Annotated in this window: 22 protein-coding genes; 12 read left to right on the top strand and 10 right to left on the bottom strand. The window is 65.5% G+C overall.

Going from position 1 to position 22,902, the window contains the following annotated elements; genetic code table 11:
* Position 1 precedes the first annotated feature (1 nt).
* Positions 2-475, bottom strand: a complete 474-nt coding sequence (locus GQ56_RS0122085; protein WP_031400704.1) for an acyl-CoA thioesterase — start codon at positions 473-475, stop codon at positions 2-4.
* 244 nt (positions 476-719) lie between these two features.
* Between GQ56_RS0122085 and GQ56_RS0122080 the strand changes: the two genes are divergently transcribed.
* From GQ56_RS0122080 to GQ56_RS44520, 7 genes are all read left to right on the top strand, one after another.
* Entirely contained in the window at positions 720-1,658 is a 939-nt protein-coding gene (locus GQ56_RS0122080; RefSeq protein ID WP_031400703.1) for a response regulator, read from the top strand.
* A 680-nt stretch (positions 1,659-2,338) separates the two neighbouring features.
* Positions 2,339-2,599, top strand: coding sequence for a hypothetical protein (locus GQ56_RS41645; protein WP_075122985.1), 261 nt, complete (start codon positions 2,339-2,341; stop codon positions 2,597-2,599).
* Entirely contained in the window at positions 2,599-2,823 is a 225-nt protein-coding gene (locus tag GQ56_RS0122075; RefSeq protein ID WP_031400702.1) for a hypothetical protein, read from the top strand. The genes GQ56_RS41645 and GQ56_RS0122075 overlap by 1 nt, the downstream gene beginning before the upstream one ends.
* A 90-nt stretch (positions 2,824-2,913) precedes the next feature.
* Positions 2,914-3,456, top strand: a complete 543-nt coding sequence (locus GQ56_RS44530) for a hypothetical protein (protein ID WP_152601819.1) — start codon at positions 2,914-2,916, stop codon at positions 3,454-3,456.
* 398 nt (positions 3,457-3,854) lie between these two features.
* The gene (locus tag GQ56_RS46580; RefSeq protein WP_321029202.1) at positions 3,855-4,409 is read left to right on the top strand and encodes an SGNH/GDSL hydrolase family protein; all 555 of its coding nucleotides are present in this window, start codon (positions 3,855-3,857) and stop codon (positions 4,407-4,409) included.
* Positions 4,410-4,601: 192 nt separating this feature from the next.
* Positions 4,602-5,165 carry a hypothetical protein gene (locus GQ56_RS44525; RefSeq protein WP_152601818.1) on the top strand — a complete coding sequence of 188 codons (564 nt, stop codon included), beginning with the start codon at positions 4,602-4,604 and terminating at the stop codon, positions 5,163-5,165.
* Positions 5,166-5,470: 305 nt separating this feature from the next.
* Complete coding sequence (locus GQ56_RS44520) at positions 5,471-5,947, top strand: hypothetical protein (RefSeq protein WP_152601817.1); 477 nt, start codon at positions 5,471-5,473, stop codon at positions 5,945-5,947.
* Positions 5,948-6,159: 212 nt separating this feature from the next.
* Here GQ56_RS44520 and GQ56_RS0122065 read toward each other — a convergent pair whose 3' ends face one another.
* From GQ56_RS0122065 to GQ56_RS0122055, 3 genes are all read right to left on the bottom strand, one after another.
* Positions 6,160-6,585: a cupin domain-containing protein gene (locus GQ56_RS0122065; RefSeq protein WP_031400700.1), complete on the bottom strand. Its 426-nt coding sequence runs from the start codon at positions 6,583-6,585 to the stop codon at positions 6,160-6,162.
* Positions 6,586-6,666: 81 nt separating this feature from the next.
* Complete coding sequence (locus GQ56_RS0122060) at positions 6,667-7,494, bottom strand: AraC family transcriptional regulator (RefSeq protein WP_031400699.1); 828 nt, start codon at positions 7,492-7,494, stop codon at positions 6,667-6,669.
* A 167-nt stretch (positions 7,495-7,661) separates the two neighbouring features.
* On the bottom strand, positions 7,662-7,982 hold the full coding sequence (locus GQ56_RS0122055; RefSeq protein ID WP_031400698.1) for an ArsR/SmtB family transcription factor: 321 nt from the start codon (positions 7,980-7,982) through the stop codon (positions 7,662-7,664).
* A 127-nt stretch (positions 7,983-8,109) separates the two neighbouring features.
* Between GQ56_RS0122055 and GQ56_RS0122050 the strand changes: the two genes are divergently transcribed.
* The 4 genes from GQ56_RS0122050 to GQ56_RS0122035 all read left to right on the top strand — a co-directional run bounded on the left by GQ56_RS0122050 (position 8,110) and on the right by GQ56_RS0122035 (position 12,943).
* Entirely contained in the window at positions 8,110-9,360 is a 1,251-nt protein-coding gene (locus GQ56_RS0122050; protein ID WP_031400697.1) for an OmpP1/FadL family transporter, read from the top strand.
* Between the two features lie 92 nt (positions 9,361-9,452).
* The gene (locus GQ56_RS0122045) at positions 9,453-9,902 is read left to right on the top strand and encodes a YeeE/YedE family protein (RefSeq protein ID WP_052007302.1); all 450 of its coding nucleotides are present in this window, start codon (positions 9,453-9,455) and stop codon (positions 9,900-9,902) included.
* Positions 9,899-10,342: a DUF6691 family protein gene (locus GQ56_RS0122040; RefSeq protein WP_031400695.1), complete on the top strand. Its 444-nt coding sequence runs from the start codon at positions 9,899-9,901 to the stop codon at positions 10,340-10,342. Before GQ56_RS0122045 ends, GQ56_RS0122040 begins: the two co-directional genes overlap by 4 nt.
* Before the next feature lie 405 nt (positions 10,343-10,747).
* Positions 10,748-12,943, top strand: a complete 2,196-nt coding sequence (locus GQ56_RS0122035; RefSeq protein WP_235212735.1) for a radical SAM protein — start codon at positions 10,748-10,750, stop codon at positions 12,941-12,943.
* Positions 12,944-13,102: 159 nt separating this feature from the next.
* Here GQ56_RS0122035 and GQ56_RS0122030 read toward each other — a convergent pair whose 3' ends face one another.
* From GQ56_RS0122030 to GQ56_RS0122010, 5 genes are all read right to left on the bottom strand, one after another.
* Positions 13,103-13,960 carry an ATP-binding cassette domain-containing protein gene (locus tag GQ56_RS0122030; RefSeq protein WP_043301565.1) on the bottom strand — a complete coding sequence of 286 codons (858 nt, stop codon included), beginning with the start codon at positions 13,958-13,960 and terminating at the stop codon, positions 13,103-13,105.
* Entirely contained in the window at positions 13,957-15,588 is a 1,632-nt protein-coding gene (locus GQ56_RS0122025; RefSeq protein ID WP_031400692.1) for a cyclic peptide export ABC transporter, read from the bottom strand. Before GQ56_RS0122025 ends, GQ56_RS0122030 begins: the two co-directional genes overlap by 4 nt.
* Before the next feature lie 94 nt (positions 15,589-15,682).
* Positions 15,683-17,671 (bottom strand): Fe(3+)-hydroxamate ABC transporter permease FhuB, encoded by a 1,989-nt coding sequence (fhuB, locus tag GQ56_RS0122020; RefSeq protein WP_031400691.1) that lies wholly within the window; start codon positions 17,669-17,671, stop codon positions 15,683-15,685.
* On the bottom strand, positions 17,668-18,660 hold the full coding sequence (locus GQ56_RS0122015) for an ABC transporter substrate-binding protein (RefSeq protein WP_235212734.1): 993 nt from the start codon (positions 18,658-18,660) through the stop codon (positions 17,668-17,670). Before GQ56_RS0122015 ends, fhuB begins: the two co-directional genes overlap by 4 nt.
* Before the next feature lie 5 nt (positions 18,661-18,665).
* Positions 18,666-20,819, bottom strand: a complete 2,154-nt coding sequence (locus GQ56_RS0122010; protein ID WP_043301562.1) for a TonB-dependent siderophore receptor — start codon at positions 20,817-20,819, stop codon at positions 18,666-18,668.
* A 205-nt stretch (positions 20,820-21,024) separates the two neighbouring features.
* On the opposite strand from GQ56_RS0122010, the gene GQ56_RS0122005 reads away from it, so the two are divergent.
* Positions 21,025-21,813: an AraC family transcriptional regulator gene (locus GQ56_RS0122005; RefSeq protein WP_031400688.1), complete on the top strand. Its 789-nt coding sequence runs from the start codon at positions 21,025-21,027 to the stop codon at positions 21,811-21,813.
* Between the two features lie 22 nt (positions 21,814-21,835).
* Here the strand turns inward: GQ56_RS0122005 and GQ56_RS0122000 are convergent, their stop codons facing one another.
* Positions 21,836-22,618 carry an AraC family transcriptional regulator gene (locus GQ56_RS0122000; protein WP_031400687.1) on the bottom strand — a complete coding sequence of 261 codons (783 nt, stop codon included), beginning with the start codon at positions 22,616-22,618 and terminating at the stop codon, positions 21,836-21,838.
* Positions 22,619-22,902 lie beyond the last annotated feature (284 nt).

Raw genomic sequence — 22,902 nt, 5'->3', positions numbered from 1 at the left:
TTCAGTTCGCGGCCGACGGCAGGATCAGTTCATACGCCTTGACCCGCTCGATGATGCCCGCCGGAAACCGGCGGATCCGCTTGTCGGAACCGGCAAACACGATCTGCTGATACCCCAGCGACACCTGCCGCCCGTCAACGTAGAAGCGGAACAGCAGATAGGCCGAGCACTGCCGAACCTCGAACGTATTGAGGTAGCAGTCGACCCGCTGGAACGGAAACGTCTCCTGGACGTATTCCTGATGCGCGCGCTTCGTCACGAACGACCCGCCGGCCGCCAGCAGGTTGTTGTGGATGCATTCGTGAAACCAGCGTTCACGGCACACGCCCTGCCATTCGAAATATCGTGCGAAATAGGTATTCATAAAGGCATTGGAATCCTTGAGGTAAATGTCGACCACGTGATGAAAGGTCTTTTCGGACAGATGGGTCGTTTCGTTGGAAAGGACGTGAAGAATCGCGTCTCGCGTCAGCATGGAAAACTCCTTGAGTCGCTACTGGCGGTAGCTGCGCATTCCTTCAACGAGAAGGAATGGCCCGATTCTCCCTGTGCATTTCTGCCGAGTGGCGCGATTGACACACGCCGAATGCGCGGATGAGTAACAGTTGATGCGCATCCCGTTTTCGCCGGATAATTGACGCGGTCGTGCAACGCGGCCGTCGTTTGCGGTAAAGCGTCTCCGGTACCGCACGTTCCTCTGCTGATTTATCGAGACTCGAATGCAATCCTTCGCTAGGCAGCCGGTGCTTTACCCCGTGTCCGTGGTGTTTGTCGACGACAACCCGGATTTCCTGCAGGCACTGCGCGGCGCATTTCCGGACGAACACCTGCACCGGTTCTTTACGCAGCCCCAGGCGGCGCTCGACTTCGTGTCGTCGCGTGACGCGGAGATCCCACCGGCCGCCGCGGACTATTTTGGTGCAGAGAAGAGCGGCGGAAATGCGATCGGCCACGATGTGCTCACGGATCCCGCCCGATTCGAGGCGGTGGGCGCGGTGGTCGTCGATTATTCGATGCCGGAGGTCGACGGCATCCGGTTTCTTGCGTCCATCCGCAACGCGAACTGCATGAAGATCCTGCTGACCGGCATCGCCGACGAGCGCGAGGCGGTGGAAGCATTCAACGCGGGACTGATCGATTGCTATCTGAAGAAAACCGACGTCGAGATGCCCCGCAAGCTGGCAACCGTGCTGGACAACGCGAAACGCAAGTTCTGCGCGGCCCGCGGGCACATCGGCCTGCATGAGGCGGGGGCGACCTACCGGGATCCGCGGATCGTCAGGCTGATCGACGAGGTGGCCGCGCGGGAAGGCATCGTCGAATACTACTGGCGCCCCAATCAGGACGCGGTGCTGATGTTCGACGCCGCCGGTGCGCCAAGCGTCTTTCTCGCCTGGAACGAGGAGGACTGGTCGTTCCACTGCGAAATCGTGGCCGACGCGGGCGGGCCGGCCGAATTGCGCGAAGGCATGGAAGCGCGCCGCATCATGCCGCTGTTCTGGCCATCCCAGGCCTATCGGCCGGGCCTCGCGGACATTCGCTGCGCGGCTCCGCTGCCCGTTCCGGGATGGGACGGTACGTTCCATAGCTGGACCCGTCTGGACGATGCGGCCGTCGAGCGCGAACTGCCCACGTTGGCAAAATGGCGTCACGCGTAAGCGATCGTCCGCTCAGCACTGAATGGAAACGGCGGGCAAGGCGGTGCTGCCGTCGGCTCGGTAACAACGTGAATCAGGGCGACACCTGTCAACATTGACAGTTATCATCGGCGCGGACTTTTGCTTTAATAGCGCCCTATTCCGAGGGCCACTCACTATTCCAATCAGGTGGCTCGTCCATTCGGGCAGGTTTCAGAAGCGAGGAAAAGGCCCGTCAGCGCGCGACCGATATCTACGTCGGTAAAACGCAGCGAAATCAACGGCCACCTGGTAGCGCCGCAGGGCTTCGATTGGCCGGCGGTACGTTCCCTGCCCGTCATTCGAATGCGAAACCTGCCGAGCAGATCGGACAGTTGGGCAGTCTGATAGAGCGTGTCACCCTTGCGCTACCGCTCCCCATCCGCGCCTTTCGAGGCTCGATGTAGTCGATCCTGCTCCGCTGCTTTATTTGCAACACCCCCAACTGCTTACGCAGTGTCCAGAGTGTTGCATCGACCGGTTGAATCCCCCTGACGGCCACTCATCAACTTGTGCGACTAGATTGTCCACAATCGCCGTTTTTGCAATCCGCCACATCTCGACACGCCGGTTCGCGACATACCGCAGTTCAGGCTTCTCATCGGCGCGTCACGCGCGGAGGGTCCGAATAGAATCGCTTTTTTGTGGCGGAGAGGACTCAAATGTTCACGCCGGAAATGGTAAACACCGGGTTGGGCGAGTTCGTTCTGGTAGCCAACCACAGCCTGGAATCCACTGAAGCCGTGCGACTTAGCGTCGAATACAACCGTGCGCGAATTCTGCACGGTCGGCCGCACCTGCCTTCAGACTCCTGGAAATGCAGACTTGTCCATGACGTCCGTGGGCAATCGGTGAGCGAAGCGACGCTTGATCGAGTCAGAGCACGACTCCGTGATGTTGCCGCCGTGGAGTTCAAGCGCTGATGGGCATTCAAGTCGTCGTTGTGGCAGGGAGCCACGCCGAAGTGGTCGAGAAATTGGGCAGCGTGGCTCCGTTCGCCGAGATCTTTCCCCTGCCGGAAGGTCGTTTCGGAATCTCCGTCCCATTCAAGGTCGTCGATGACACCGGCGAGCAAGTCGTGCTCGGCCGAATCTCCGCCTTCAGGTATTTCGATCTATGGGCGGGCGAATGGAAGTCGCCGACGTAGACGCTGCTCGGAAAGCGAAGGCGACATGTACAAGGCCGCCGGCATCGGTCGCCAGGCGGCCAACTCCTGTCAACGATTGATGGCTTACAAATGACCGAACTGACTGTTGGTCTCAATGCGTGGATTATCCAGGACGGAAACTACGAAGACTTCAAGCGCGGCGAGTCGTACGCGCTTGCGCTTGAATTCGGTGGTTCGGCATTGGCTCCGTCCGACGAGCGCGCAATGCGTTGCGCCCCAAATGGGGATTGCCGCTACAACGTTGTAGCGCAAGTGATATTCGCGACCCGTCATGTGTGGGTCATAGACTTCGGAGTCAAGGTCTTCTCCAATACCAGACCACCAAGATTCGCGAGAGTCGGGCAGTGGGTGGAGGGTCTGATATGGCTGGGCGTCGACCCGTACTTTTATAAGGAGCAGTTGCACCGAACACCGCGAATGCCGAACCTTTTCCTGGAATGGATAGTCATTCGAATACAACTGGATATCGCACGCCCGATCGAAAATAATTCCGGATCCGGAAAAGTAGTCGAGCGTGACCTTGATCCCAAGGACCGGGTCGATCGAACAGAAACGAATGTGTGGAGGGACGGTGGTCTAGCGGACTATCTCCTGTCACTATCGAAATCGTGAACCGGTCGGAGCGTCCCCTTCGGACGGCCATGAAAGTAGCATCCAGTGGGAGGCCCCCCCCATCTGCCGCGGTCGGCGATCAGCCAACAACGGTCCGTGAACTGACGCGTCCGGATTGGCGACAATCGGGCGATTCCCGGGGCGCCCGTCTCTGCATGGCGACCGTTATTCTTCTTCTGCCCTGAACTGAAAATGTTGCGTCTCTACAAACTTGTCCTCGGCCCCGTTCTGTTGATACAGGCGCGCAGGCTAAGGCGAACCGCGCTGCGTCTGCCGGAAGCAGCAGGACCTCGTTGCGGGAGTGAGGGCTTGCGAGACGTCCCGCAACCGGCATTGCGAATTCTGGTCGTCGGTGATTCCTCGGCGGCAGGAGTGGGCGTAGAAGATCAGACGCAGGCATTGGCGCAACCCGTCGCCAAACTGCTGGCCATCAAATTGGGCAGGCAATTACATGGCAACTGGTCGCAAAGTCGGGTGTCAACACCGAGGAGTCGCTGGCGTTGTTAAGGCAGAGCCAATTGCAACCGGCGGACTTTCTCGTGATTGCATTGGGCACGAACGACGTAACGTCGCAACGTTCGCCACTCCAGTTCCTGCAAGACTACCGGCGGCTGGTCGAAGAAGTCCGCCGTCGCACCGGCGTAGTTGGCCTGGTTGCAACAGGGTTGCCGCCATTGAGGATTCTGCCGGCGACCCAGCACCCGCTACGCTGGTATCTGGGCCGATATGCAACGCGTCTGGACCGTATGCTGCGACGGTGGATAAGCCAGGACGACGCCGCGCGCTATATATCGCTCGACTGGGCAGCAAAGCCGCTCGAGATGGCCCGTGATCGATTTCACCCGGGTGCTGGCCAATATCGTCGCTGGGCCGAACTCGTCAGCGAGCAAATCGTGGACTTGCTGGTCAAGCAGCGCGGTTTCAAACAGGCAACCATCCGCAGTGATTGTTGAGACCAACGTGCGTGCCGAGTGGTCGATATGGGCGGGTACGGCGCAAGGCCCGAACGTTCGATATCGAGAAAGGCAACGGGCCGAAATGGGTCGGCTACCTTCCTCCGCGTTCGTCGGTGTCGTGAGCGTGGACGTTCATGCGGCCTGTCGAATCGGCTAATGTAATCGGCATGACAAACGACCGGGATCAAAATGGATTTTCTCGAATTTTCTTTCGCCGAATCCCTTGAGTCAAATGACCATGAGGTGCGTCCGCTGGCCACCGGGATTGATATTCTGAACACGCTTGGGCCAGACTGTCTTGGCCTCGACCCTCCAGAGTTCTTTGGTCAGCCCGCACTTCGGGCCGGCGGAGAATTTCTTATCGGAAGATGCAGTTGCGGTGTAATTGGCTGCGGAGATCAGCTCGCAGACGTTGAGGTGTTCAGTGACCAAGTCGTCTGGCACCTGGCCCAAGGTCACCGCATCGTCTTCAAAAAGGAGCAATACGAAGCGGCGCTCGCGCAGGGCGCAGCGTCGACTCATTGGGAATCACCGGAGCGGACGGCTGAAAGACTCGTCAGTTGCCTGGACTTCTCCAGTCGAAACGAGCGTGGCTATGTTTTCCAGTGGGCCTCGACAAGAATCAAGAGGGGGCAGGTCACGCTTTTGTTTGGTGAAGGCGAGCGCCAAGTAATGATCGATGTCGGATGGAATCGTCGGGATCCAGAAGACGCCCGAAACAGCGTCCTGGCATGGATCGCGGCGGATGTTTAGTCCGTTTTTCCAGCAAACCTCTTGGTCGATCACTGAACAAGGCACGACCGCTTTCTGGCGTCGAAGTGGGCAAGTGGAAGGCCTGCAAAGGACCGGTTTCGACCGAGCGTATCGGTCGGTGGCCGGCCACTGCGAGACATTCGACACGCCAGGCCAGATCGATGATAATCGGCATGCAGTGCCATGAGATTGATTAGTCGCGTCACATTTTCCAGCATGCGCTCGTCAGTTGTCGTTTGGTAATTTCGAGCCGTCGACATGCGGAGATCGACATTTTTTGTTAATCCGATGAAGCGCCGAATAAAATGCCAGCGATAAAGTTCAATCTTCTCGAGAGCGTTCCGATCCTCAACAGGGACGCCCCGGCAACTACGCAAGTTGCCGCCCTTATTTATCTGATTTCTTTCTGTCTATCCCTGCGTCTTTTGGCCAGCCTTTCCTACGCCACCTATCTGCTCTCCCTGGAAGATTTCTCCATTTCTACCAAGATTTCGGGTAGTACTTTGAGAAACATTACGATCTTCAGCGTGGCGGCATCCGCAGTATGGGTGCTAGTGAAAGGGACATTGATTGCAAAGTTGTTTTATCGGCGACGCTGGGCAAAGAACGTTTTGTCAGCAATATCGTTACTCACCTTCCTTCTTCTCCTGCTAAGCCACTCGATGAATCCGGAGAACCTATCGACGAGTCTAGGCAACAATCTTGAGAACGTCGCCGAAGTTCTGGCCGTAATACTTTTGTTTACACCGAAAAGCACGGCGTGGTATCGATCCAAAGCGTAGACACCGACGAGATTCCAATCAGTCGAGCGTCTGCTTTGTAGGGAGTCAAACGACCATTCAAGGTCGAACGAAGCCAGTCTCAACCTGCGAACGCGCCACCACCTTCTGTCATTCACGATCGGGGCGGCGCGAACGGCATCCGACATTCGCGCCCTCGCCATGCGGCCCCACGAGGGAAGCGAGCCATCCCCCTTGCTCTCAAAGGCAGCGCCTTAAACCCACTGATCGTTTGCCACAGTGCGCTCGCTCGTTGCGCTGTCCCCGGTATTCACAACCCCGCGCGGCTCGATCAGCAGCAGTTTGACTTCGGCAGGCGCGCAGGGCTTGTGCTCGACGCCTTTCGGCACAACGGCGATCTCGCCGGCGTGCAACACGATAGTGCCGTCGCCCGACGGCCCACCACGAAAGTCGATTCGCAATTCGCCGTCCAGCACGATGAAGGTCTCGTCGGTATCGCTGTGTTTGTGCCAGACGAATTCGCCCTCAAGCTTGACGACCTTGAACTGATAGTCGTTCATTTCCGCGACCACACGCGGTTGCCAGTGCCCGTCGATCAGTGCAATCCTGCCGATCAAGTCGATCGCCTCGCATTGACCGCGTGAGGCGGGAGCCGTGCCGGCATGTGTTGATGTGGACATCGTTCTCTCCGTTCGGTATGGACATGCCGTCGAGAATAATCAGCCGCCCGACGGCTGTATTGAACGATTGTGGGTAACGACTCAACCGGCGGGCACGTTGCCCACGATCCGAAGCCAGCGCCCCGGAGTCAGACCGAAGGTCTTGAGGAAATGACGCGTCATGTGGCTTTGATCGGCAAAGCCTGCGTCCGCCGCCGCACTCGCGATCGGCACGCCTGCGAGCAACAGGCGCCGCACGGCATCGAGTCGACGCATCGTGAGGTAGCGATACGGACTCGTGCCGTAGAACGCACGGAAATCGTGCGAGAGGCTCCAGCGGTCGCGGCCTGTTGCGGCTTCAACTTCGTCGAGCGTGACTACGCGGGTGAAGTTTGCGAGCAGGAAATCGCGAGCACGGCGCGCCGCGAAATAATCGCCTCTGCCTCGTTCGCGCGGCATTCCCGCGACAGCGGACAACGCATGCGCCAGCTCCGTCAGCGCCTCGCTCTGCTCAAGCGGTTCGAGCGTGTCGCCCACCCCTTGCAGCAGGATTTCCGTTGCCGCGCCGATACGCGGATCCGTTGTCACGCCGCCTTCGAGGAACGGAAGCGCCCGGCCACCCAATATGTCCTGGATCAGTGCCGGTTCCACGTAAATCATGCGGTACCGGAAACCCTCGCCCGTACCCGCCTGACCGTCGTGCGCCTCGTCAGGGTGCAGCACGATGGTGTTGCCCGGCAAGCTATCGCGCCGACTACGCCGATAGCTGAAACTCTGCACGCCAGCGAGGGTACGGCCGATCGCGTACGTATCGTGGCGATGCATCGCGTAAGCTTTGCCGCGAAACCAGGCCTCAATGCGCTCGATGCCGTCGGCCGGCTGGGCGCGCATCACCCAGTCAGGGCTTGTGGATGCAGGCTTTCGGTGCATGACGACCCGCAACGGTAAGTGAGTGAAATCGCGCAAACGCGACGGGTTATTTTACATAGCGCCGCATGAGTGGCCCGAGCGTGGCTCACTTTCGCGTCGAACCGATCCCGTCGAGCGACGTAGATACGAAGCCGGCGTCAGCAACCCGGCACACACGGTTGCCGCACTCAGGCCTCGGCGCAGAACTGCTGATAAAGCACGGCCATCACGGCAAGCGCCTGCTGGCTCGCCACCGAGTAGAAAATGTTCTTGCCCTCGCGCCGGGCGGTCACCAACCCGTTTTCGCGAAGCACGGCCAACTGCTGGGAAAGAGTCGGCTGGCGGATGCCAAGTTGCTCCTCCAGTTCGCCGACGGACAGCTCGTCCTGCGACAGGCGGCACATGATCAGCAGACGATCCGGATTGGCAAGTACCTTGAGCAACGCGCAGGCTTTTGCCGCCGACGCCTGCATGGTGCGAAGGTCAATGGAGGGATCGGAAGGGCTCATCGGACATCACCATTTTATGTTTTTATAATCTATCAAAAGCTTATGTGAAATGCTTGGTTTGAGGTGCAAGACCGCCTGCATAGACTTCGTCCCTGATAACTGTTCCAAACATTATTCGGGGAAACGCATGAGGCTACAAGGGATCACTTGCGCATTCGTTGGCGTCGTCGTCGCAGCACCGGGCTTTGCGTGGGCCACCAACGGTTACTTTTCCAATGGCTACGGGGTCGCGTCGCAGGGCATGGCCGGCGTCGGCATCGGCCTGAGCCAGGACGCACTCGCCGCCGCCGCCAACCCCGCAGGCATCGCCTTCGTCGGCAACCGGTTCGACGGCGATATCAGCCTCTTCCTGCCCAAGCGCGGTGCGGACGTGTCGGGCAACGGATACGGCGTGAACGGCAGTTACGCCGGCAACAACCGCTCGATCTTCGCCCTGCCGGAATTCGGCGTGACCTACCAGTTTCTGCCGAACGCATATGCCGGCCTTGCACTGTACGCGAACGGCGGCCTCGACACCGGCTACGCCAACAACCCGTTTCGCGCGTTCGGCGCCTCGGGATCGGCTGGCGTGGATCTCGAGCAGGTGTTCCTCTCCCCGACGATTGCCTACAAGCTGTTTGACCGGCACGCATTCGGCATCGGCCTGAACCTTGCCTATCAACGCTTTACCGCAAGCGGCCTGCAGCCGTTCACGGCGATGTCGGCCGCGCCCGACAACGTGACCGACCGGGGCGCCGATTCGACGGTCGGCGTGGGCGTTCACCTCGGCTATACCGGCGAAATCACGCCGACACTGACGGTCGGCGTGACATGGGCGTCGAAGATCCACGGCCGCTTCGACAAATACAAAGGCCTCTTCGCGGACGGCGGTTCGTTCGACATTCCGGAAAACTACGGCATCGGCTTCTCCTGGAAGGTCACGCCGGCCTGGACCGTGGCCGCCGACTTCCAGCGCATCCTGTACGGCAACGTGAACGCGATCGCGAATCCGCTCGCCAACCTGTCTGCCGGCAATGCCCTCGGCTCCGCCAACGGCCCGGGCTTCGGCTGGCGCAATACCAACGTGATCAAGATCGGCACCAGCTACGACGTCACGAGCCATCTGACGCTCCGCGCCGGCTACAGCCATTCGAGCCAGCCGGTGGCCAGCACCGAGACGTTCCTGAACATCCTCGCGCCGGGGGTCGTGCAGGATCAGGCGACCGTCGGCGCCACGTGGAAGACCGATGCAAAGACGTCGTTCGGCGTGTTTTACGGGCATGCGTTCAGGAAGACCGTCGACGGCGACAACTCGATTCCCGCGGCCTTTGGCGGGGGCAACGCGAACGTGCATCTTTCCGAGGACGTGGTGGGCCTCTCGTTCGGCAGGCAATTCTGAGTCCGGCGGGCCGGCAGCGGCCGGCGCCCGCGCGCCTGCCCGGATTGCGCGACATCGCATCACGCGGCCTTGCATTGGGGGAAATGGAAACGATGGCGACATCCTTGACGCCCTGGAGCGCACTCGCCGGCGGATTGCTGATCGGGCTGTCGGCAACCCTGCTTCTCTGGTCCAACGGAAAGATCGCCGGAATCAGCGGCATCGCCCGTCGGTTCATCTGGGGGCCGCGATCCGGGGCCGCGTGGCGGGCAGTATTTCTGTCCGGCCTGGTCGCCGGCGCGGCCGTCTGGTACGCAATCGCTCGCTCGATCGGGCATGCCGGGTGGGCGCCGCACGCGCGCCCCGGATTCTCTCCGGTCCTGCTGATTGCGGCCGGCCTCGCGACGGGCTTCGGCACCGCGCTCGCCAACGGTTGTACGAGCGGACACGGCGTATGCGGGCTTGCTCGCCGGTCGCGTCGCTCGGCCGTCGCGACCGGCACGTTTCTGGCGACAGCGATGGTGTCCACCTATGTGGTGCGTCATGTGATCGGACTGAGATGAAGGCACCGGAATACCTGACGACCTTCGTCTGCGGGCTTCTGTTTGGCGTCGGCCTCGCGCTGTCCGGCATGACTCGCCCAGAGAAGGTGCTTGGCTTTCTCGACGTCACCGGGCAATGGGACGGCAGTCTCCTGTTCGTCCTCGGCGCGGCCTTCGCGATCGCGCGAGTCGGCTTCCATTTCGTACTGACACGCGGCGCGCCTTTGTCCGGCGGACGCTTCGATCTGCCGGCGGAACGCGCCGTCGATCGCAAACTCATTGCAGGCGCGGCGATTTTCGGCCTTGGATGGGGCGCGGCCGGGTATTGCCCCGGCCCCGCGATCGCCCTGCTCGCCCAGCCCGACATCGAGGCCGTCTACTTCCTGCCCTCCATGATTGCCGGATGGGGACTGTATCGACTCGTCGATTCAAAGGCGACCGAGCCGGATCGCAATTCATGACGCTGGCGAATACCGGCAGATCTACCGTGCATCGTTGCGCGCCCGACGCGCAATGACCGAGGTGGGACCCGAACGATCCACGCGGACAGGAAAGCGCGAGTGGCCGGAGCAGCCGACCGGTCACGGCATTCCGCCGCAGATCGGCACCGCCTGCAGAAGGCAACCGAGGCCGCTGTTATACTCGCACCGACTCTCCAGTAGCCAGGCTTGTCGGCCGTCGGCTCCGACTCGAGAAAGCGACCTTGACGAGCGCGACAGCCGGTACCCGCGAGCGAAACCGCGCCATGAATCCGGGCACACCCGTCTGGCCGGAAACCCGTCAACACCGGTTCGCCACGCTCACCCAGCGCGGGCACGCGGCGGCTACGCGAGTCAATTCAAAAGCCAAGGCGCGCACCATGATTCATGGCGGCCCTGGACAAAAAACAGAGAGCCTCGCCGATGTCGATTTCCACGCATTCCGATCGCAACGCATTCAGGGAATATCCGCTGGACGGCGCCCTGCTGCGCTTCCACCCGGCGACGGGCACGCACGTCCGGATCGAGAATGCGGCAACCGGCCACTTGCGGCGCGTCGCCCCCCGGGTCGCGATGTTCGGGATAACGAACAAGTGCAATCTGTCCTGCGATTTCTGTTCACGCGACCTGCAGCGCGAGAGCGTCTGGTCGGTTCAGTCGGCCGCCGACGTCCTGCGCGGCCTCAGCGCGGCAGGCACGCTGGAAGTCGCCTTCGGCGGCGGCGAGCCATTCGCGTTCCGCGGATTTGCCGAGCTGGTCGACATCCTCTACCACACCACCCCGCTTGCACTGAACGTCACGACCAACGGAACGCTGATCCGGCGCAGCACGTTCGCGCCCTATTCCGGCCGCTTCGGCCAGGTTCGCGTCTCGCTCTACGACGACGTGCGCTGGCGCGATGCGGGTACGGTCCTGTCGGACTACGGGCAAAGGTGGGGCGCCAACCTGATCGTCGATGACGCCGTGCTGCCGGGCCTTCCCGCGCTGCTGGCCGAACTGGCTGCGCTGGGTTGCCACGATGTCTCGTTGCTGTCGTACGTCGGCCCCGATTTGCGCCGGCACCTTTCGCCCCGCGGCCGCGCGCAGCTTGCGGACATCGTGCAGGATTCGCCGATCGCTTGCCGGCTGTCGGTGTGCTTCGGCGACGCGGTTCCCGTCCCCCGGCTCTTCGATGGCGCCGATGGGAGCGGCGACTGCGGCGCAGGTCTGGACTTCGTATCCATCACGCCCGATCAACGCATGCAGGGATGCTCGTTCCACGACGGCGGCCTGCCCGCGACCCGCGCCGAGGAAATTCTGCACGGGTGGCGGAACGAGCGTGCGCGCCTCGCGCAGCCAAGCGCGCGGCGCGGTTGCGCGCGTCGCGAAGCGAACGCATATCGCCCCCGGCCCACGCCTTCCGTCAGCGTGTGGCAGGCATTCTCCGGCAACAACAGCGGTGAGTGCGTGATGGTCGCGAAGTTCGAAACCATCGCGGATGCGGACGCCTACCTCGCCCAATTGCTGCCGTCCTGGGCGCCTGATGCCGAGTATTCGTCCGGGTGGCAGCACCTGTTCAAGGAAGAAGGCGTTGCCGGCCCGCGATTGTCGGGCGGCGGGTCGCCTCGCGAGCTGACGGCGCTCGGCCGCTCGGTGATCGCGACGGGATACGAAGCGGACGACCTGTTTCCGGAGCTGCGCGCGTTGGCCTGGAAGAACGGCGCGTATGTGGTACCGGGCGGCATCCACGCGCATGACGTCTTCCTGCTGGCGGCGGTACGCGCGTCAAGCGCGGACGACGCCCGCAGCCTGGTTCGGGTGGCGCCCCATCCGGCCGCCAGCACCTGTCTGCATGGCGATGTCGTCCTCGTCACGCTGGAATTGCAGGGCGATGGCGCGCCGGACGAACTCGCCGGAATCCGGCAGTGGCTCACGGCCTATGCGGCCGGTCGCCCGCTCGCGGCAGAAGTCGTGTTCGAGCACGTGAACGAGGCGGCCATGCTGTCGATCAGGAAGCGGCTCGGCGCGGAGATCGACAGGATTCCACGGCTCGCGCTGCAGTTCGGACGACACGAGGATTCCGGCGAGCGAGCGGCCCGATTCGGGCAGATGATCGGCGAAGGCCAGACAATCGTCGCCGGCGCATGCGTCCTGGTATCGGGGCTCGAGCGGCGCAAGCGGCTCGCCGTGCTCGCCTATCGTCAGGGCGCATATGTCAGCGCCGTCGACGGCCCGGAAGTGCGCGTCAGCGCCTATCTGTTCATGCCCGACGTTCAGCCTCGAAAAGGCCGGCGCGCGGAACCCCGGGAAATCGATATCGACCAGGTTCGCGACGCGCTGCGCCAGCGGTTCCCGAGCGACGTCCGCATCGACATCCGGGCGGGATATCGTCGAAGCATGGCGTTCGTGAACGTCATCACGGCAGACCCCGGCTACGCGTTCGCGCAACTCGAGCAGCTCGCGGCGCTGCTCGCTGCGAAGCTCACCCTCGGGGTCAGCGAGGTCGAGCCGCTGGCACTGGCCGTTCGACGCGTGATCGCGGACGTACGCGCCGGCTCCGCGGCGCGGCCAGCCGATGTCGCGCGCTCGCGTACTTCACCGTAACAGCGCAGCCCGCCTGCCGATGCACGGCGACATCCGGCGCGGCGGGCTGCCGGTGTCGCGCCCTTCCGTGCCCTCCCGGGCCGGCTCGCCGCATCGGCTCGTCGTCGCCCGCGTGTCGCGGCGAGCACGCCGGCGGCGCGCCGAACGATCCGCGACGGCCTAGTACGCAAACCCGATACGCCCGTGCCCCATCGGATGCGCGACGGTTCCCATCCGGATATCGTAGACGCTCGTCAGCACCTCTTCGCGCATGAAGGTGTCCGGCGTCCCCTCGATCACCACCCGCCCCTGCCGCAACGCCACGAGCCTGTCGCAATAGCGCGCGGCGAGATTCACGTCGTGCAGCACGACGACCACGCACAGCCCGCGTTCGAGCGCGAGTGTGCGCACCAGCGCCAGCACCTCGATCTGGTGCCGCACGTCGAGCGCCGAGATCGGCTCGTCGAGCAGCAGGCACTCGCTGCGCTGCGCGACGAGCATCGCCAGCCACGCGCGCTGCCGCTCGCCGCCCGACAGGCTGTCCGCCGCGCGGTCCGCGAATGTCGCGACGTCCGTCGCGCGCAGCGCTTCGTCGACCATCGCACGATCGTCGTCGCCGAACCGGCCGAGCGCACCATGCCACGGATAGCGGCCGAGCGCGACGAGTTCGCGCACGGTCAGGCCGTCGGTCGCGGGCAGATGCTGCGGCAGATACGCAATGGCGCGCGCCAGCGCGCGGTTCGCCCAGGCGTCGAGCGGCCGCGCCTGCAGGCGAATCGTGCCGCCCGACGGCTGCTGCTGACGGGCCAGCAGCTTCACCAGCGTCGACTTGCCCGAGCCGTTGTGGCCGAGCAGGCCAACCACGCTGCCGCGTTCGAACGCGAGATCGACCGGGTGCAGCAGCACGCGCCCGGCCGCTTCGAACGACACGCGTTCGAGTGCGAAGAACGGCGTGTGCGGCGCGGCAGCCCGCGTTGCGGCGGCCGTCGATGAGTCCGGCGCGCAAGCCTGCGCCGGTGCGGAAGCAATCGGATTCATGTCGGAGATACCATCGAATGCGGCGCCGCGGCGTCGGACCGGGCGACGATCTGCCCGTAGTCGAGCTTCACGCTGCGATCGGCCAGCGCGAAATATCGATCGTCGTGCGAGATCACCAGCACCGTCTTGCCGCGCGCCTTGAGTTCCGGCAACAGTTGCCGGTAGAACACGTCCCTGAAAAGCGGATCCTGGTCGGCCGCCCATTCGTCGAATACGTAGAACGGCCGGTCCTCCAGATACGCGACCAGCAGCGCGAGCCGCTTGCGCTGCCCCTGCGACAGGTCGAGCGTCGAGAACGCGCCGCCGTCGATCGCGACCTTGTGCGACAACTGCAGCGCTTCGAGCAGCGTGCGCGCGCGCTGGCGCTCGGCCGCATCGATCCCGAACAGCCGCTCGAACAGGAAGAAATCGCTGAACACGGCCGAGAACAGGTGCCGGTAGCGCTCGCGCGACGCCGCGTCGACCGGCTCGCCGTCGAGCAGGATCCGCCCGCCTTCCGGCGCGTACAGCCCCGTGATCAGCTTCGCGAGCGTCGTCTTGCCGCTGCCGTTGCCGCCGATCAGGAACACCGTTTCGCCCGGCACGAACGACAGGTCGATCGGCCCGAGCGTGAACGCCTCGCCGTCGCGCACATAGCGATGCGTCACGCCGTCGAGCACGATCCGCCCGAATGCGCGCCCGGGCCGCGCACCGTCGGCCGGCTCGCGCGGCAGCGCGGCATCGAGCTGCTCGATGCGCTCGAACGCGACGCGCGCGATGCTGATCGACGGAATCGCCGCAAGCAGCCCTTCGATCGGCATGATCATGTACAGGAACACCATCGCGTAGCCGGACGCGACGTGCGCATCGATCGCGTACCAGCGCGCGAGCACGAACAGCGTGAGGCCGATGAACGCAAACAGGACCAGGTTGCCCCAGCTCGCCGCCGCGGCATACAGCGTGTAGCCGCGCGTACGCTGCACGCGCACGGCCTCGACGCCCGGTTCGAGCATCTCGCCGACGAACGCGTCGCGCCGCGCGCGATGCAGCTTCAGTTCCTTGGCGCCGTCGAACAACGCGCGGAAGTGGCGCACGAGATCGTCCTCGCGCCGGCGCGAATCGCGCAGGTCGGTCAGCGCGCGCCCCTGGACCACGCGGAAGCCGAGCATCGCGATGCCGATCGTGACGGCGGCGAACAGCAGGATCTGCCACGACAGATAGCCGAGGTACGCGAGACAGCCGGCGACGACCGCGCCCTGCATCGCGATCGTCGGCAGGTTGACGAAAAACACGACGATCGTGTCGAGATCCTGCGTGAGCACCGACAGCGATTTCGCGCTGCCGAACCGTTCGAGATCGGGGTACGACGCATCGCCGATGCGGCGGATCGTGCGCATGCGCAGCATCGCCTTCGCGCGCTGGCCGAGCGACATGAACAGCATCTGCGACACGGCGCGCGCGGCGAGCACCGCGACGACGACGGCCGCGAAGCGCCAGCCGAGCGCGACGAGACGTTCGGGCGACGCGCCGAGCGCCTGGTTGATCAGCGCGATCAGCATCGCGTTGCCGATCCCGCTCGCGAGGCTCGTCAGCAACGCGAACGGCAGGATCCAGCGAAAACTTCCGGTCAGGAAACGAAACAGCGACATGGGGTGTCCTTGCGCGTGCGACGCCGCCCTGCCGCTCGCGCGACGGGCGGCGTGCCGCCATCAGTTGTAGTGGGGTTCAGGCTTGCCGTCGGCGTCATCGTCGCAACAGCCAGAGCAGGTAGGGTCCGCCGACCAGCGTCGCGAGAATACCGGCCGGCAACTGCTGCGGAAACAGCAGGTTGCGGCCGAGCCAGTCGGCGGCCACCATCAGCAGCCCGCCGACGAGCGCCGCGATCACGAGCTGCGAGCGCGCGCGCGTGAAACCGAGCAGCCGCGCGAAATGCGGCGCCATCAGCCCGACGAACGACATCGGTCCGATCACGATCGTCGCGCCGGCCGTCAGGATCGCGGCCACCGCGAACAGCGCGGCGCGCGCATGGCTCGCGCGCACGCCGAGCGCGGTGGCCACATCCGCGCCGAGCGGCAGGATGTCGAGCCAGCGCAACGCCAGCCACGCGAGCGCGCCCGCCGCCACGGCGCAGACCCAGACGGCGATCGCGGTCTGCGGCAGGACCACGTAGGTCGAACCGAACAGCAGCGCGCGCAGCAGCTCGGCCTGCACGCCGCCGCGCGCGGTCGCGAGCACGATCGCGGCCTGCGAGAACGCGCTGATCGCCATGCCGACGAGCAGCATCCGGTCCGGCGCGAAGCCGGCGCGGCGGCCGAACGCCATGATCGCCGCCAGGCACGCGAGCGCGCCCGCCGACGCGCCGCCGAGCAGCAGGGGCGCGGACGGAACGCCCGCGCCGAGCGCGACGACCAGGAGCCCGAGCATCGCCCCGCCGCTCACGCCGAGCAGGTCGGGGCTCGCCATCGGATTGCCGGTCAGGCGCTGCAGCACGGTGCCGGCCAGCGCGACCATCACGCCCGCGCCGAGCGACGCGGCCAGACGCGGCACGCGCCAGAACGCGACGGCCGGCCATTGCGCGGCGGGCGTCCATTGCCACCCGTCGATCGTCACCGCGAAATGCAGCGAGACCCACACGGCCAGCGCGAGCACGACGACGCCCGGCAGGGCGAACCGGGCAACGGAACGGCGTCGCGTGTCGTGCGTATCCATCGCCGCGCGCACCCCGCCCGTACGGACGCGCCGCAGCATCGCGAGCAGCAGCGGACCGCCGAGCAGCGCCAGCGCCGCGCCGGTCGGCAGCCGTTCGCCCAGTACGCCGGGCAGGCATTGGACGAGCTGGTCCGCGAGCGTGAGCAGCAGCGCGCCGATGCACGGCGCCCACGCGAGCTGGTCGCGCAGCCGGCGCGCGCCCGCGAGCCGCGCGAGCGCGGGGCCGCCGAGCCCGATGAAGCCGATCACGCCGACCGCGCTCGTCGCGAGTGCGCTCAGACTCACGGCGATCGCGAGCGCGACGAGCCGCACGGCCGTCACCGACAGCCCGAGCTGGCGCGCGCCGCGATCGTCGAGCGCGAACAGCGCCAGCGGCCGCGCAAGCAGCCACGCGGCGATCATGCAGCCGGCCACGCGCGGCACGAGCCATGCCGCGACCTCCCAGCCGTTCTGCACGAGCGAGCCCGCGCCCCAGATGAACACCGCGACCAGCGAGCGCTCGTTCACGATCGCCAGCAGCACCGCGAGCGCGCCGCCGTACAGGCTCACGACCATGCCGGCGAGCGTCACCGACACGGGCGCGAAACCCTTGCGCCACGTCAGCGCGAGGGTCGCCGCGATCGCCAGCGTGGCGCCGCCGAGCGCGACCGCGAAGCGGTCGCCCGCCACCAGCGCCGGCGCCATGATCGACGCGGCCGACAGCGCGAGCGACGCGCCCGACGACACGCCGAGCGTCAGCGGCTCGGCGAGCGGATTGCGCAGCACCTGCTGGAACACGACGCCGGCGAGCGCGAGTGCCGCGCCCGTCGTGATCGACACGACGACGCGCGGCAGCCACGCGTAGCGCACGACGAGCTGCGCCAGCGACACGTCCGCGCCGCCCGTCAGCACGCCGGCCCATTGCGCGGCGGGAAGCTGCGTGGACAGCGTATGGACGACGGCCCACAGCGTCGCCGCCGCGAGCAGCGCCGGCAGCGCCCACGCGCGCGAACCGGCATCGACCACCATCGTGCGCGCCTTCATCGCGCGCCCTCCTGCAACGCGAGCGCGAGGCCCTGCGCGAAGCGCATCGACGCGACGACGCCGCCGAGCGACGGCAGCGCGCCGAGTGTGCGCACGCGGCCCGCCTTCACGAACGGCAGCGCGTTCCACAGCGGGCCGCGCGCCAGTTGCGCGCCGACGCCGGCCGGCATGTCGAGCACCAGCGCCTGCGCATCGGGCTGCTGCGCGAGCGCCGCGAGTTCGGTTTGCGTCGCGCCCTGCGGATCGGTATCGCCGCGCCACGCGTTCGCGATCCCGGCCCGCGACAGCACGCCGCCGTACAGGCTGTTCTCGCCGAGCACCGACATGTGCCGGTCGTCGATCGGATACAGCAGATAAACCGGCCGCTGCGTCGCCCGGAAACCGGCCAGCCGGCGCGTCACATCGTCGAGCTGGGCGTCGGCCCGCGCGAGCAGCGCATCGGCCGCCGCCGGGCGGTCGAGGCGCCGCGCGAGCTGGCGGGTGGCGTCGCGCACGGCCGTGTAGACGTCGAGCCCGTGCCCGAACAGCCCGACGGTCACGGTCGGCGCGACCCGTTCGAGCATCGGGCGCAGTGGCGCATGCAGCGGCGTGATCAGGACGAAATCCGGCTTCAGCGCGCCGAGCACCTCGAAGTTCGGCTGGAACAGCAGCCCCGTATCGGCCACGTCGGGCGGCAACGGCGGAACCCCGTCGACGCGCTTGTACCACGGCGGGCGCGCGACGCCGACCGGCACGACGCCCAGCGACAGCACGATCTCGGTCAGCGGCCAGTCGAGCACGACGATTCTCGGCGCCTCCGGCACGGCAGCCGGCGTCACGGGCAACGGCGCCGCGTGCGCCGCGACGGCCGCCCGCGCCGCGCCGCTCGCGCAGCCCAGACCGCCGAGCGCCGCCGCCGCGCACCACGCGAGCGCGCGGCGGCGCGTCGCGCAGGCCGGCCCCGCGCCGGCACCGGCCGGTGCATCGCCGTCGTTCGGGTTTCTCGACACCGGGCTCACCATTGATAGCGCGCCGTGCCGAGCACCGTCCGCGTCGCGCCCCAGTAGCACAGCGACGACGACGAGCAGTACGAGATGTATTCGCGGTCGAACAGGTTGTTCACGTTCAGCGCGAGCCGCCAGTTCTTCAGGTCGTAGTGCACGCCCAGGTCGACCAGCACGCGCGCCGGCACCTCGAAGGTGTTCGCGGTGTCGCCCGCCGAGCTGCTCGTGTAGCGCACGCCCGAACCGATGCCGAAGTGACGCAGCGGCCCGCTCGGGAACGTGTAGTCGGCCCATGCCGACGCCGTGTGGCGCGGCGCGATCGTCGGCCGCTTGCCGAGGTTCGCCATCGTGCTCTCCGTCACCGACTGGTTCAGGTACGAATACGACGCGATCAGCTTCAGGTTCGGCGTGACGTTCGCGTGCGCCTCGGCCTCGATGCCGCGCGAGCGTACCTGTCCGGTCTGGATCGCGAACTGCGGGTGGACGGGATCGGTCACCTGCACGTTGTCCTGCGTGAGCGTGAACGCCGCCACCGAGAAGAAACCGTCGAAGCCCTTCGGCTGGTAACGCACGCCGGCCTCGATCTGCTTGCCCTTCGTCGGCGAGAACGGCTGGCCGCCGTAGGCCGAGCCGAGCAGCGGCTGGAACGAACGCGCGTAGCTGACGTACGGTGCGATCCCGTTGTCGAAGCGGTACGCGAGGCCCGCGCGCCACGTGAATGCGTGATCGTTCGAGTGATAGAGCGTGCCGGCCCCGGTCGCGATCGACGTCGTCTGCTGGTTGCCGCCGGCCCAGTCCTGGCGCATGCCGAGCGTGAGCACCCAGTTCCGGAAGCGCGCCTCGTCCTGCGCGTAGACCCCGAACGTGCTGAGCGCATAGTCGAGCCGCGTGTTGACGGGCTGGGTCGGCAGCGCCGCATAGTTCGGCTGGAACAGGTTGACCGTGCCGACCACCGCGTTGCCCTCGTTGTCGCCGAGCATCGAACGCTGGTAGTCGATGCCGAACAGCGCCGTGTGCTCGACCGGCCCGGTCGAGAAGCGCGCCTGCGCATGCGTGTCGACCTCGAACTGCGAGTAATGCTCGTTGTCGACGTTGCCCCACATCGCGACCGTCTTGCCGTTGGCCGCGAACGGGCTCGTGACCGACGTCTGGTAGTAGTGCTGGTCGATATGCAGATAGCGCAGCGTCTGCGACACGCTGATGCTGTCGTTGAACGCATGCTCGAACTGATAGCCGAACCAGTACTGCGTGCGGTGCATGCCGTCCCGGTCGGGATCGCCGAAATAGCGGTCCGGGCCGAGCCGCCCGTTCGGGTTCGCGTACAGCGTGCCGCTCGCGGGCACCGGATTGAACAGGCCGCCGTTCGGATCGCGCTGGAAACTGCCCTGCAGCGTGAACGTCGTGTCGCGATCCGGGCGCAGCGTCACCGACGGCGCGATCGCGATCCGCTGGTCCTTGATCTGGCTGACCTGCGTGTCGGCCGTGCGGCCGAGGCCGACCACGCGGTACGACACGGTGCCCGCCTTGTCGACCGGGCCGCTGAAGTCGAAGCCGAGCTGGTAGTTGTCGTGGTTGCCGACCTGCAGCATCACCTCGTGATACGGCTCGGCGGTCGGCAGCTTGCTCACGTAATTGACGAGGCCGCCCGGGCTGCCCTGCCCGTACAGCACCGACGCGGGCCCGTGCAGCACTTCCATCCGCTCGAGAAAATACGGATCGATGCGCGGCGTCGCGAAACGCGGCGACTGGTACAGATGCAGGCCGTCGAGATACGAATCGAGCGAGAAGCCGCGCCCCGACAACTGGTCGAAGCGGATATCGGTGCCGTCCTGCGAATAGACGCCCGGCGTGTAACGCAGCGCCTGGTCGACCGTCTGTACGCCGAGATCGTCCATCTGCTCGCGCGTCACGACCGACACGCTCTGCGGCTGCGTGAGCCGTGCCGAATCCGTCTTCGTGGCCGTCGTCGAACGGGTCGCGACGTACCCGACACCCGGCCCCGCCGGTTCCTGCGCCGACGCCGCCCGTACCTCGAGCGCCGGCAGCGTGCCGCCCGGCGCCGCCGCCGTCCCGTCGTCCGCCGCGCTCGCCCGCAGCACCGTGCCGCCAAGCAGCGTCGCCGCGATGCCCAGCTTCAGCGGCCCACCCATTTCCCCAAACCTCATTCCAGTCGCCCTTGCGTGTGGCTGTCGCCGATTTTGTTCACATGTAATGCAACTCATTATTATTTTCAGTCGCACTATCGTTTTCGTTCAATTGACACCCGGCAAGAATACCGGCTACCTTATTTCGCAGGTAGACAAAAAATGTTCAGTTTCAGCCAAATTTTGTCCGTTACTGAACAGTCCGTACTCACGCCTCTGATCCCGGATGAAGGAATTCCTGCTCAATCGCTATCCGCATGAACGGCGGCGCCTGCCGCGCCCCGTGATCGTGCGCACCCTCGCCTACGAAAACGGCCAGCACGAGCCGCGGCACCAGCACGAGTTCGGCCACGTGATCCTCGCGCTGCGGGGGGTCGTGCGCGTGCTGACGCCGTCGCGCAGCTGGACGCTGCCGCCGTCGCGCGGCGTCTGGCTGCCGCCGAGCATCGACCACGAGCTGCATGCGGTCGGGCGCCTCACGCTGTGCACGGTGAGCGTCGAGCCGGACGCCACGCCGTGGCACTGGCCGACCGGCCGCGTGATGGCGATCGACTCGCTGATCCGCGAGCTCGTCACGAACATGCAGCGCGACGGCTACGACTACCCGCCCGACGGCAGCACCGCGCTGTCGGTCCCATTGCTGCTGAAGCTGCTGGAGGAAGCGCCGCCGCTCGGCGAAGGCGGCTTGCCGCTGCCGCGCGACCCGCGCCTGCTGGCGATCTGCGAGCACATGATGACGGACCCGGCGAATGACTACACGCTGGACCGCTGGGCCGACGAGATCGGCACGAGCAGCCGCACGCTCGCGCGGCATTTCCGCGACGAGACGGGCATGAGCTTCGGCCACTGGCGCCAGCACATGCGCGCGGCCGAGGCGATGACGCGGCTCGCGCACGGCGCGAGCGTCGCGTCCGTCGCGCTCGAGCTCGGCTACAGCACGCCCAGTGCGTTTACCGTGATGTTCCGGCGGCTGTTCGGCCAGGCCCCCCATCAATACCTGTCCGAAGGGCGCTGACGCCGGACGAGGCTAACCGTCGCTACAGCGCGAGATAGCGCTGCGGCGCATCGCCGGCGACCTGCCGGAACATCGCGATGAACGCGCTCGGCGTGCTGTAGCCGAGATCCCGCGACACCTGCGCGACCGTCTGGCCCAGCGTGAGGCGCGTGATCGCCTCGGCCACGCGCATCTGCTGACGCCACGCGACGAACGTCAGCCCCGTCTCGGCATGCAGCCGCCGGGCCAGCGTGCGGCCGCTCGCGCCGAACTGCTCGCCCCAGAAGTCGAGCGTGAGATCGCTCGCGGGGTCGTTCATCATGTGTTCGCAGATCGCCAGCAGGCGCGGATCGCGCGGCAGCGGCACGCCCGGTTCGGGCAGCGCCGGCGTCTCGGCCATCACCTTCAGCAGCAACGGCGCCGACAGCGCGGCGCGGCTGCCGCGCGCGTATTTCTCGCCGTCCTCGGCAAGCGTGACGGCCAGTTCGCGCATCAGCGGCGACACGGCGATCACGGCCGGCTCGCGCCACGGCCACGGAAACGCGTCGGGCTCCACATAGACACTGCACAGCTGCCCGTCGCCGACCGCGTGCAGTTCATGGTCGATGTCGGACGGCAGCCACACCGCGCGGGACTGCGGCAGCGTCCAGGTGCGCGACGGCGTCAGCACGCGCACCACGCCTTGCGCCGCGAACACGAGCTGGCCGTGGCGATGCTGGTGCCAGATCACGCGATCGCCATTCCGGTAAGGCCTGACGGACGCGACGATGTCGTGCGCCAGCGGCACGCGCGCGAGCGGATAGCGTTTGAGCAGGAACGTCTTCATCGATCGTTGTCGCGAAACCGGCCGGCAGGCCTATCGCGAATTCACCTCATTTTGTCAAAAATTCGCTATCGATTGTCAGCCTTTCTTTTCAGCGACCCGATAAGCTCCTTACCTGGCAAGGCTTCAGGGCGCATACCCTGAAACGTCGGTAATGATTCTCGTTTACGCCATTGTCGCACGGCCGGTCGGCCGTCGCGCGGCGGGAGCGAGCGGCCCGACACGCATGCCGCGGCGCGCGATGCGCGGCCGAGGGCAACGGGGCCCGTCGAAACCCGTCTACAACA

This window comes from Burkholderia paludis (assembly GCF_000732615.1).
Taxonomy (GTDB): Bacteria; Pseudomonadota; Gammaproteobacteria; order Burkholderiales; family Burkholderiaceae; genus Burkholderia; species Burkholderia paludis.
Note: the sequence above shows the minus strand (reverse complement) of the source record. Positions and strands in the feature narration are given on the sequence as shown.

What these genes read in the sequence shown, in the direction of transcription:
- GQ56_RS0122085 (WP_031400704.1), bottom strand. Translation starts at nt 475, where the DNA reads ATGCTGACGCGAGACGCGATTCTTCACGTCCTTTCCAACGAAACGACC.
- GQ56_RS0122030 (WP_043301565.1), bottom strand. Translation starts at nt 13,960, where the DNA reads ATGAATCCGATTGCTTCCGCACCGGCGCAGGCTTGCGCGCCGGACTCA.
- GQ56_RS0122055 (WP_031400698.1), bottom strand. Translation starts at nt 7,982, where the DNA reads ATGAGCCCTTCCGATCCCTCCATTGACCTTCGCACCATGCAGGCGTCG.
- GQ56_RS41645 (WP_075122985.1), top strand. Translation starts at nt 2,339, where the DNA reads ATGTTCACGCCGGAAATGGTAAACACCGGGTTGGGCGAGTTCGTTCTG.
- GQ56_RS0122050 (WP_031400697.1), top strand. Translation starts at nt 8,110, where the DNA reads ATGAGGCTACAAGGGATCACTTGCGCATTCGTTGGCGTCGTCGTCGCA.
- GQ56_RS0122005 (WP_031400688.1), top strand. Translation starts at nt 21,025, where the DNA reads ATGAAGGAATTCCTGCTCAATCGCTATCCGCATGAACGGCGGCGCCTG.
- GQ56_RS44530 (WP_152601819.1), top strand. Translation starts at nt 2,914, where the DNA reads ATGACCGAACTGACTGTTGGTCTCAATGCGTGGATTATCCAGGACGGA.
- GQ56_RS0122000 (WP_031400687.1), bottom strand. Translation starts at nt 22,618, where the DNA reads ATGAAGACGTTCCTGCTCAAACGCTATCCGCTCGCGCGCGTGCCGCTG.
- GQ56_RS0122035 (WP_235212735.1), top strand. Translation starts at nt 10,748, where the DNA reads ATGGCGGCCCTGGACAAAAAACAGAGAGCCTCGCCGATGTCGATTTCC.
- GQ56_RS0122075 (WP_031400702.1), top strand. Translation starts at nt 2,599, where the DNA reads ATGGGCATTCAAGTCGTCGTTGTGGCAGGGAGCCACGCCGAAGTGGTC.
- GQ56_RS44520 (WP_152601817.1), top strand. Translation starts at nt 5,471, where the DNA reads ATGCCAGCGATAAAGTTCAATCTTCTCGAGAGCGTTCCGATCCTCAAC.
- GQ56_RS0122080 (WP_031400703.1), top strand. Translation starts at nt 720, where the DNA reads ATGCAATCCTTCGCTAGGCAGCCGGTGCTTTACCCCGTGTCCGTGGTG.
- GQ56_RS44525 (WP_152601818.1), top strand. Translation starts at nt 4,602, where the DNA reads ATGGATTTTCTCGAATTTTCTTTCGCCGAATCCCTTGAGTCAAATGAC.
- GQ56_RS0122025 (WP_031400692.1), bottom strand. Translation starts at nt 15,588, where the DNA reads ATGTCGCTGTTTCGTTTCCTGACCGGAAGTTTTCGCTGGATCCTGCCG.
- GQ56_RS0122060 (WP_031400699.1), bottom strand. Translation starts at nt 7,494, where the DNA reads ATGCACCGAAAGCCTGCATCCACAAGCCCTGACTGGGTGATGCGCGCC.
- GQ56_RS0122065 (WP_031400700.1), bottom strand. Translation starts at nt 6,585, where the DNA reads ATGTCCACATCAACACATGCCGGCACGGCTCCCGCCTCACGCGGTCAA.
- GQ56_RS0122040 (WP_031400695.1), top strand. Translation starts at nt 9,899, where the DNA reads ATGAAGGCACCGGAATACCTGACGACCTTCGTCTGCGGGCTTCTGTTT.
- GQ56_RS0122010 (WP_043301562.1), bottom strand. Translation starts at nt 20,819, where the DNA reads ATGAGGTTTGGGGAAATGGGTGGGCCGCTGAAGCTGGGCATCGCGGCG.
- GQ56_RS0122045 (WP_052007302.1), top strand. Translation starts at nt 9,453, where the DNA reads ATGGCGACATCCTTGACGCCCTGGAGCGCACTCGCCGGCGGATTGCTG.
- fhuB (WP_031400691.1), bottom strand. Translation starts at nt 17,671, where the DNA reads ATGAAGGCGCGCACGATGGTGGTCGATGCCGGTTCGCGCGCGTGGGCG.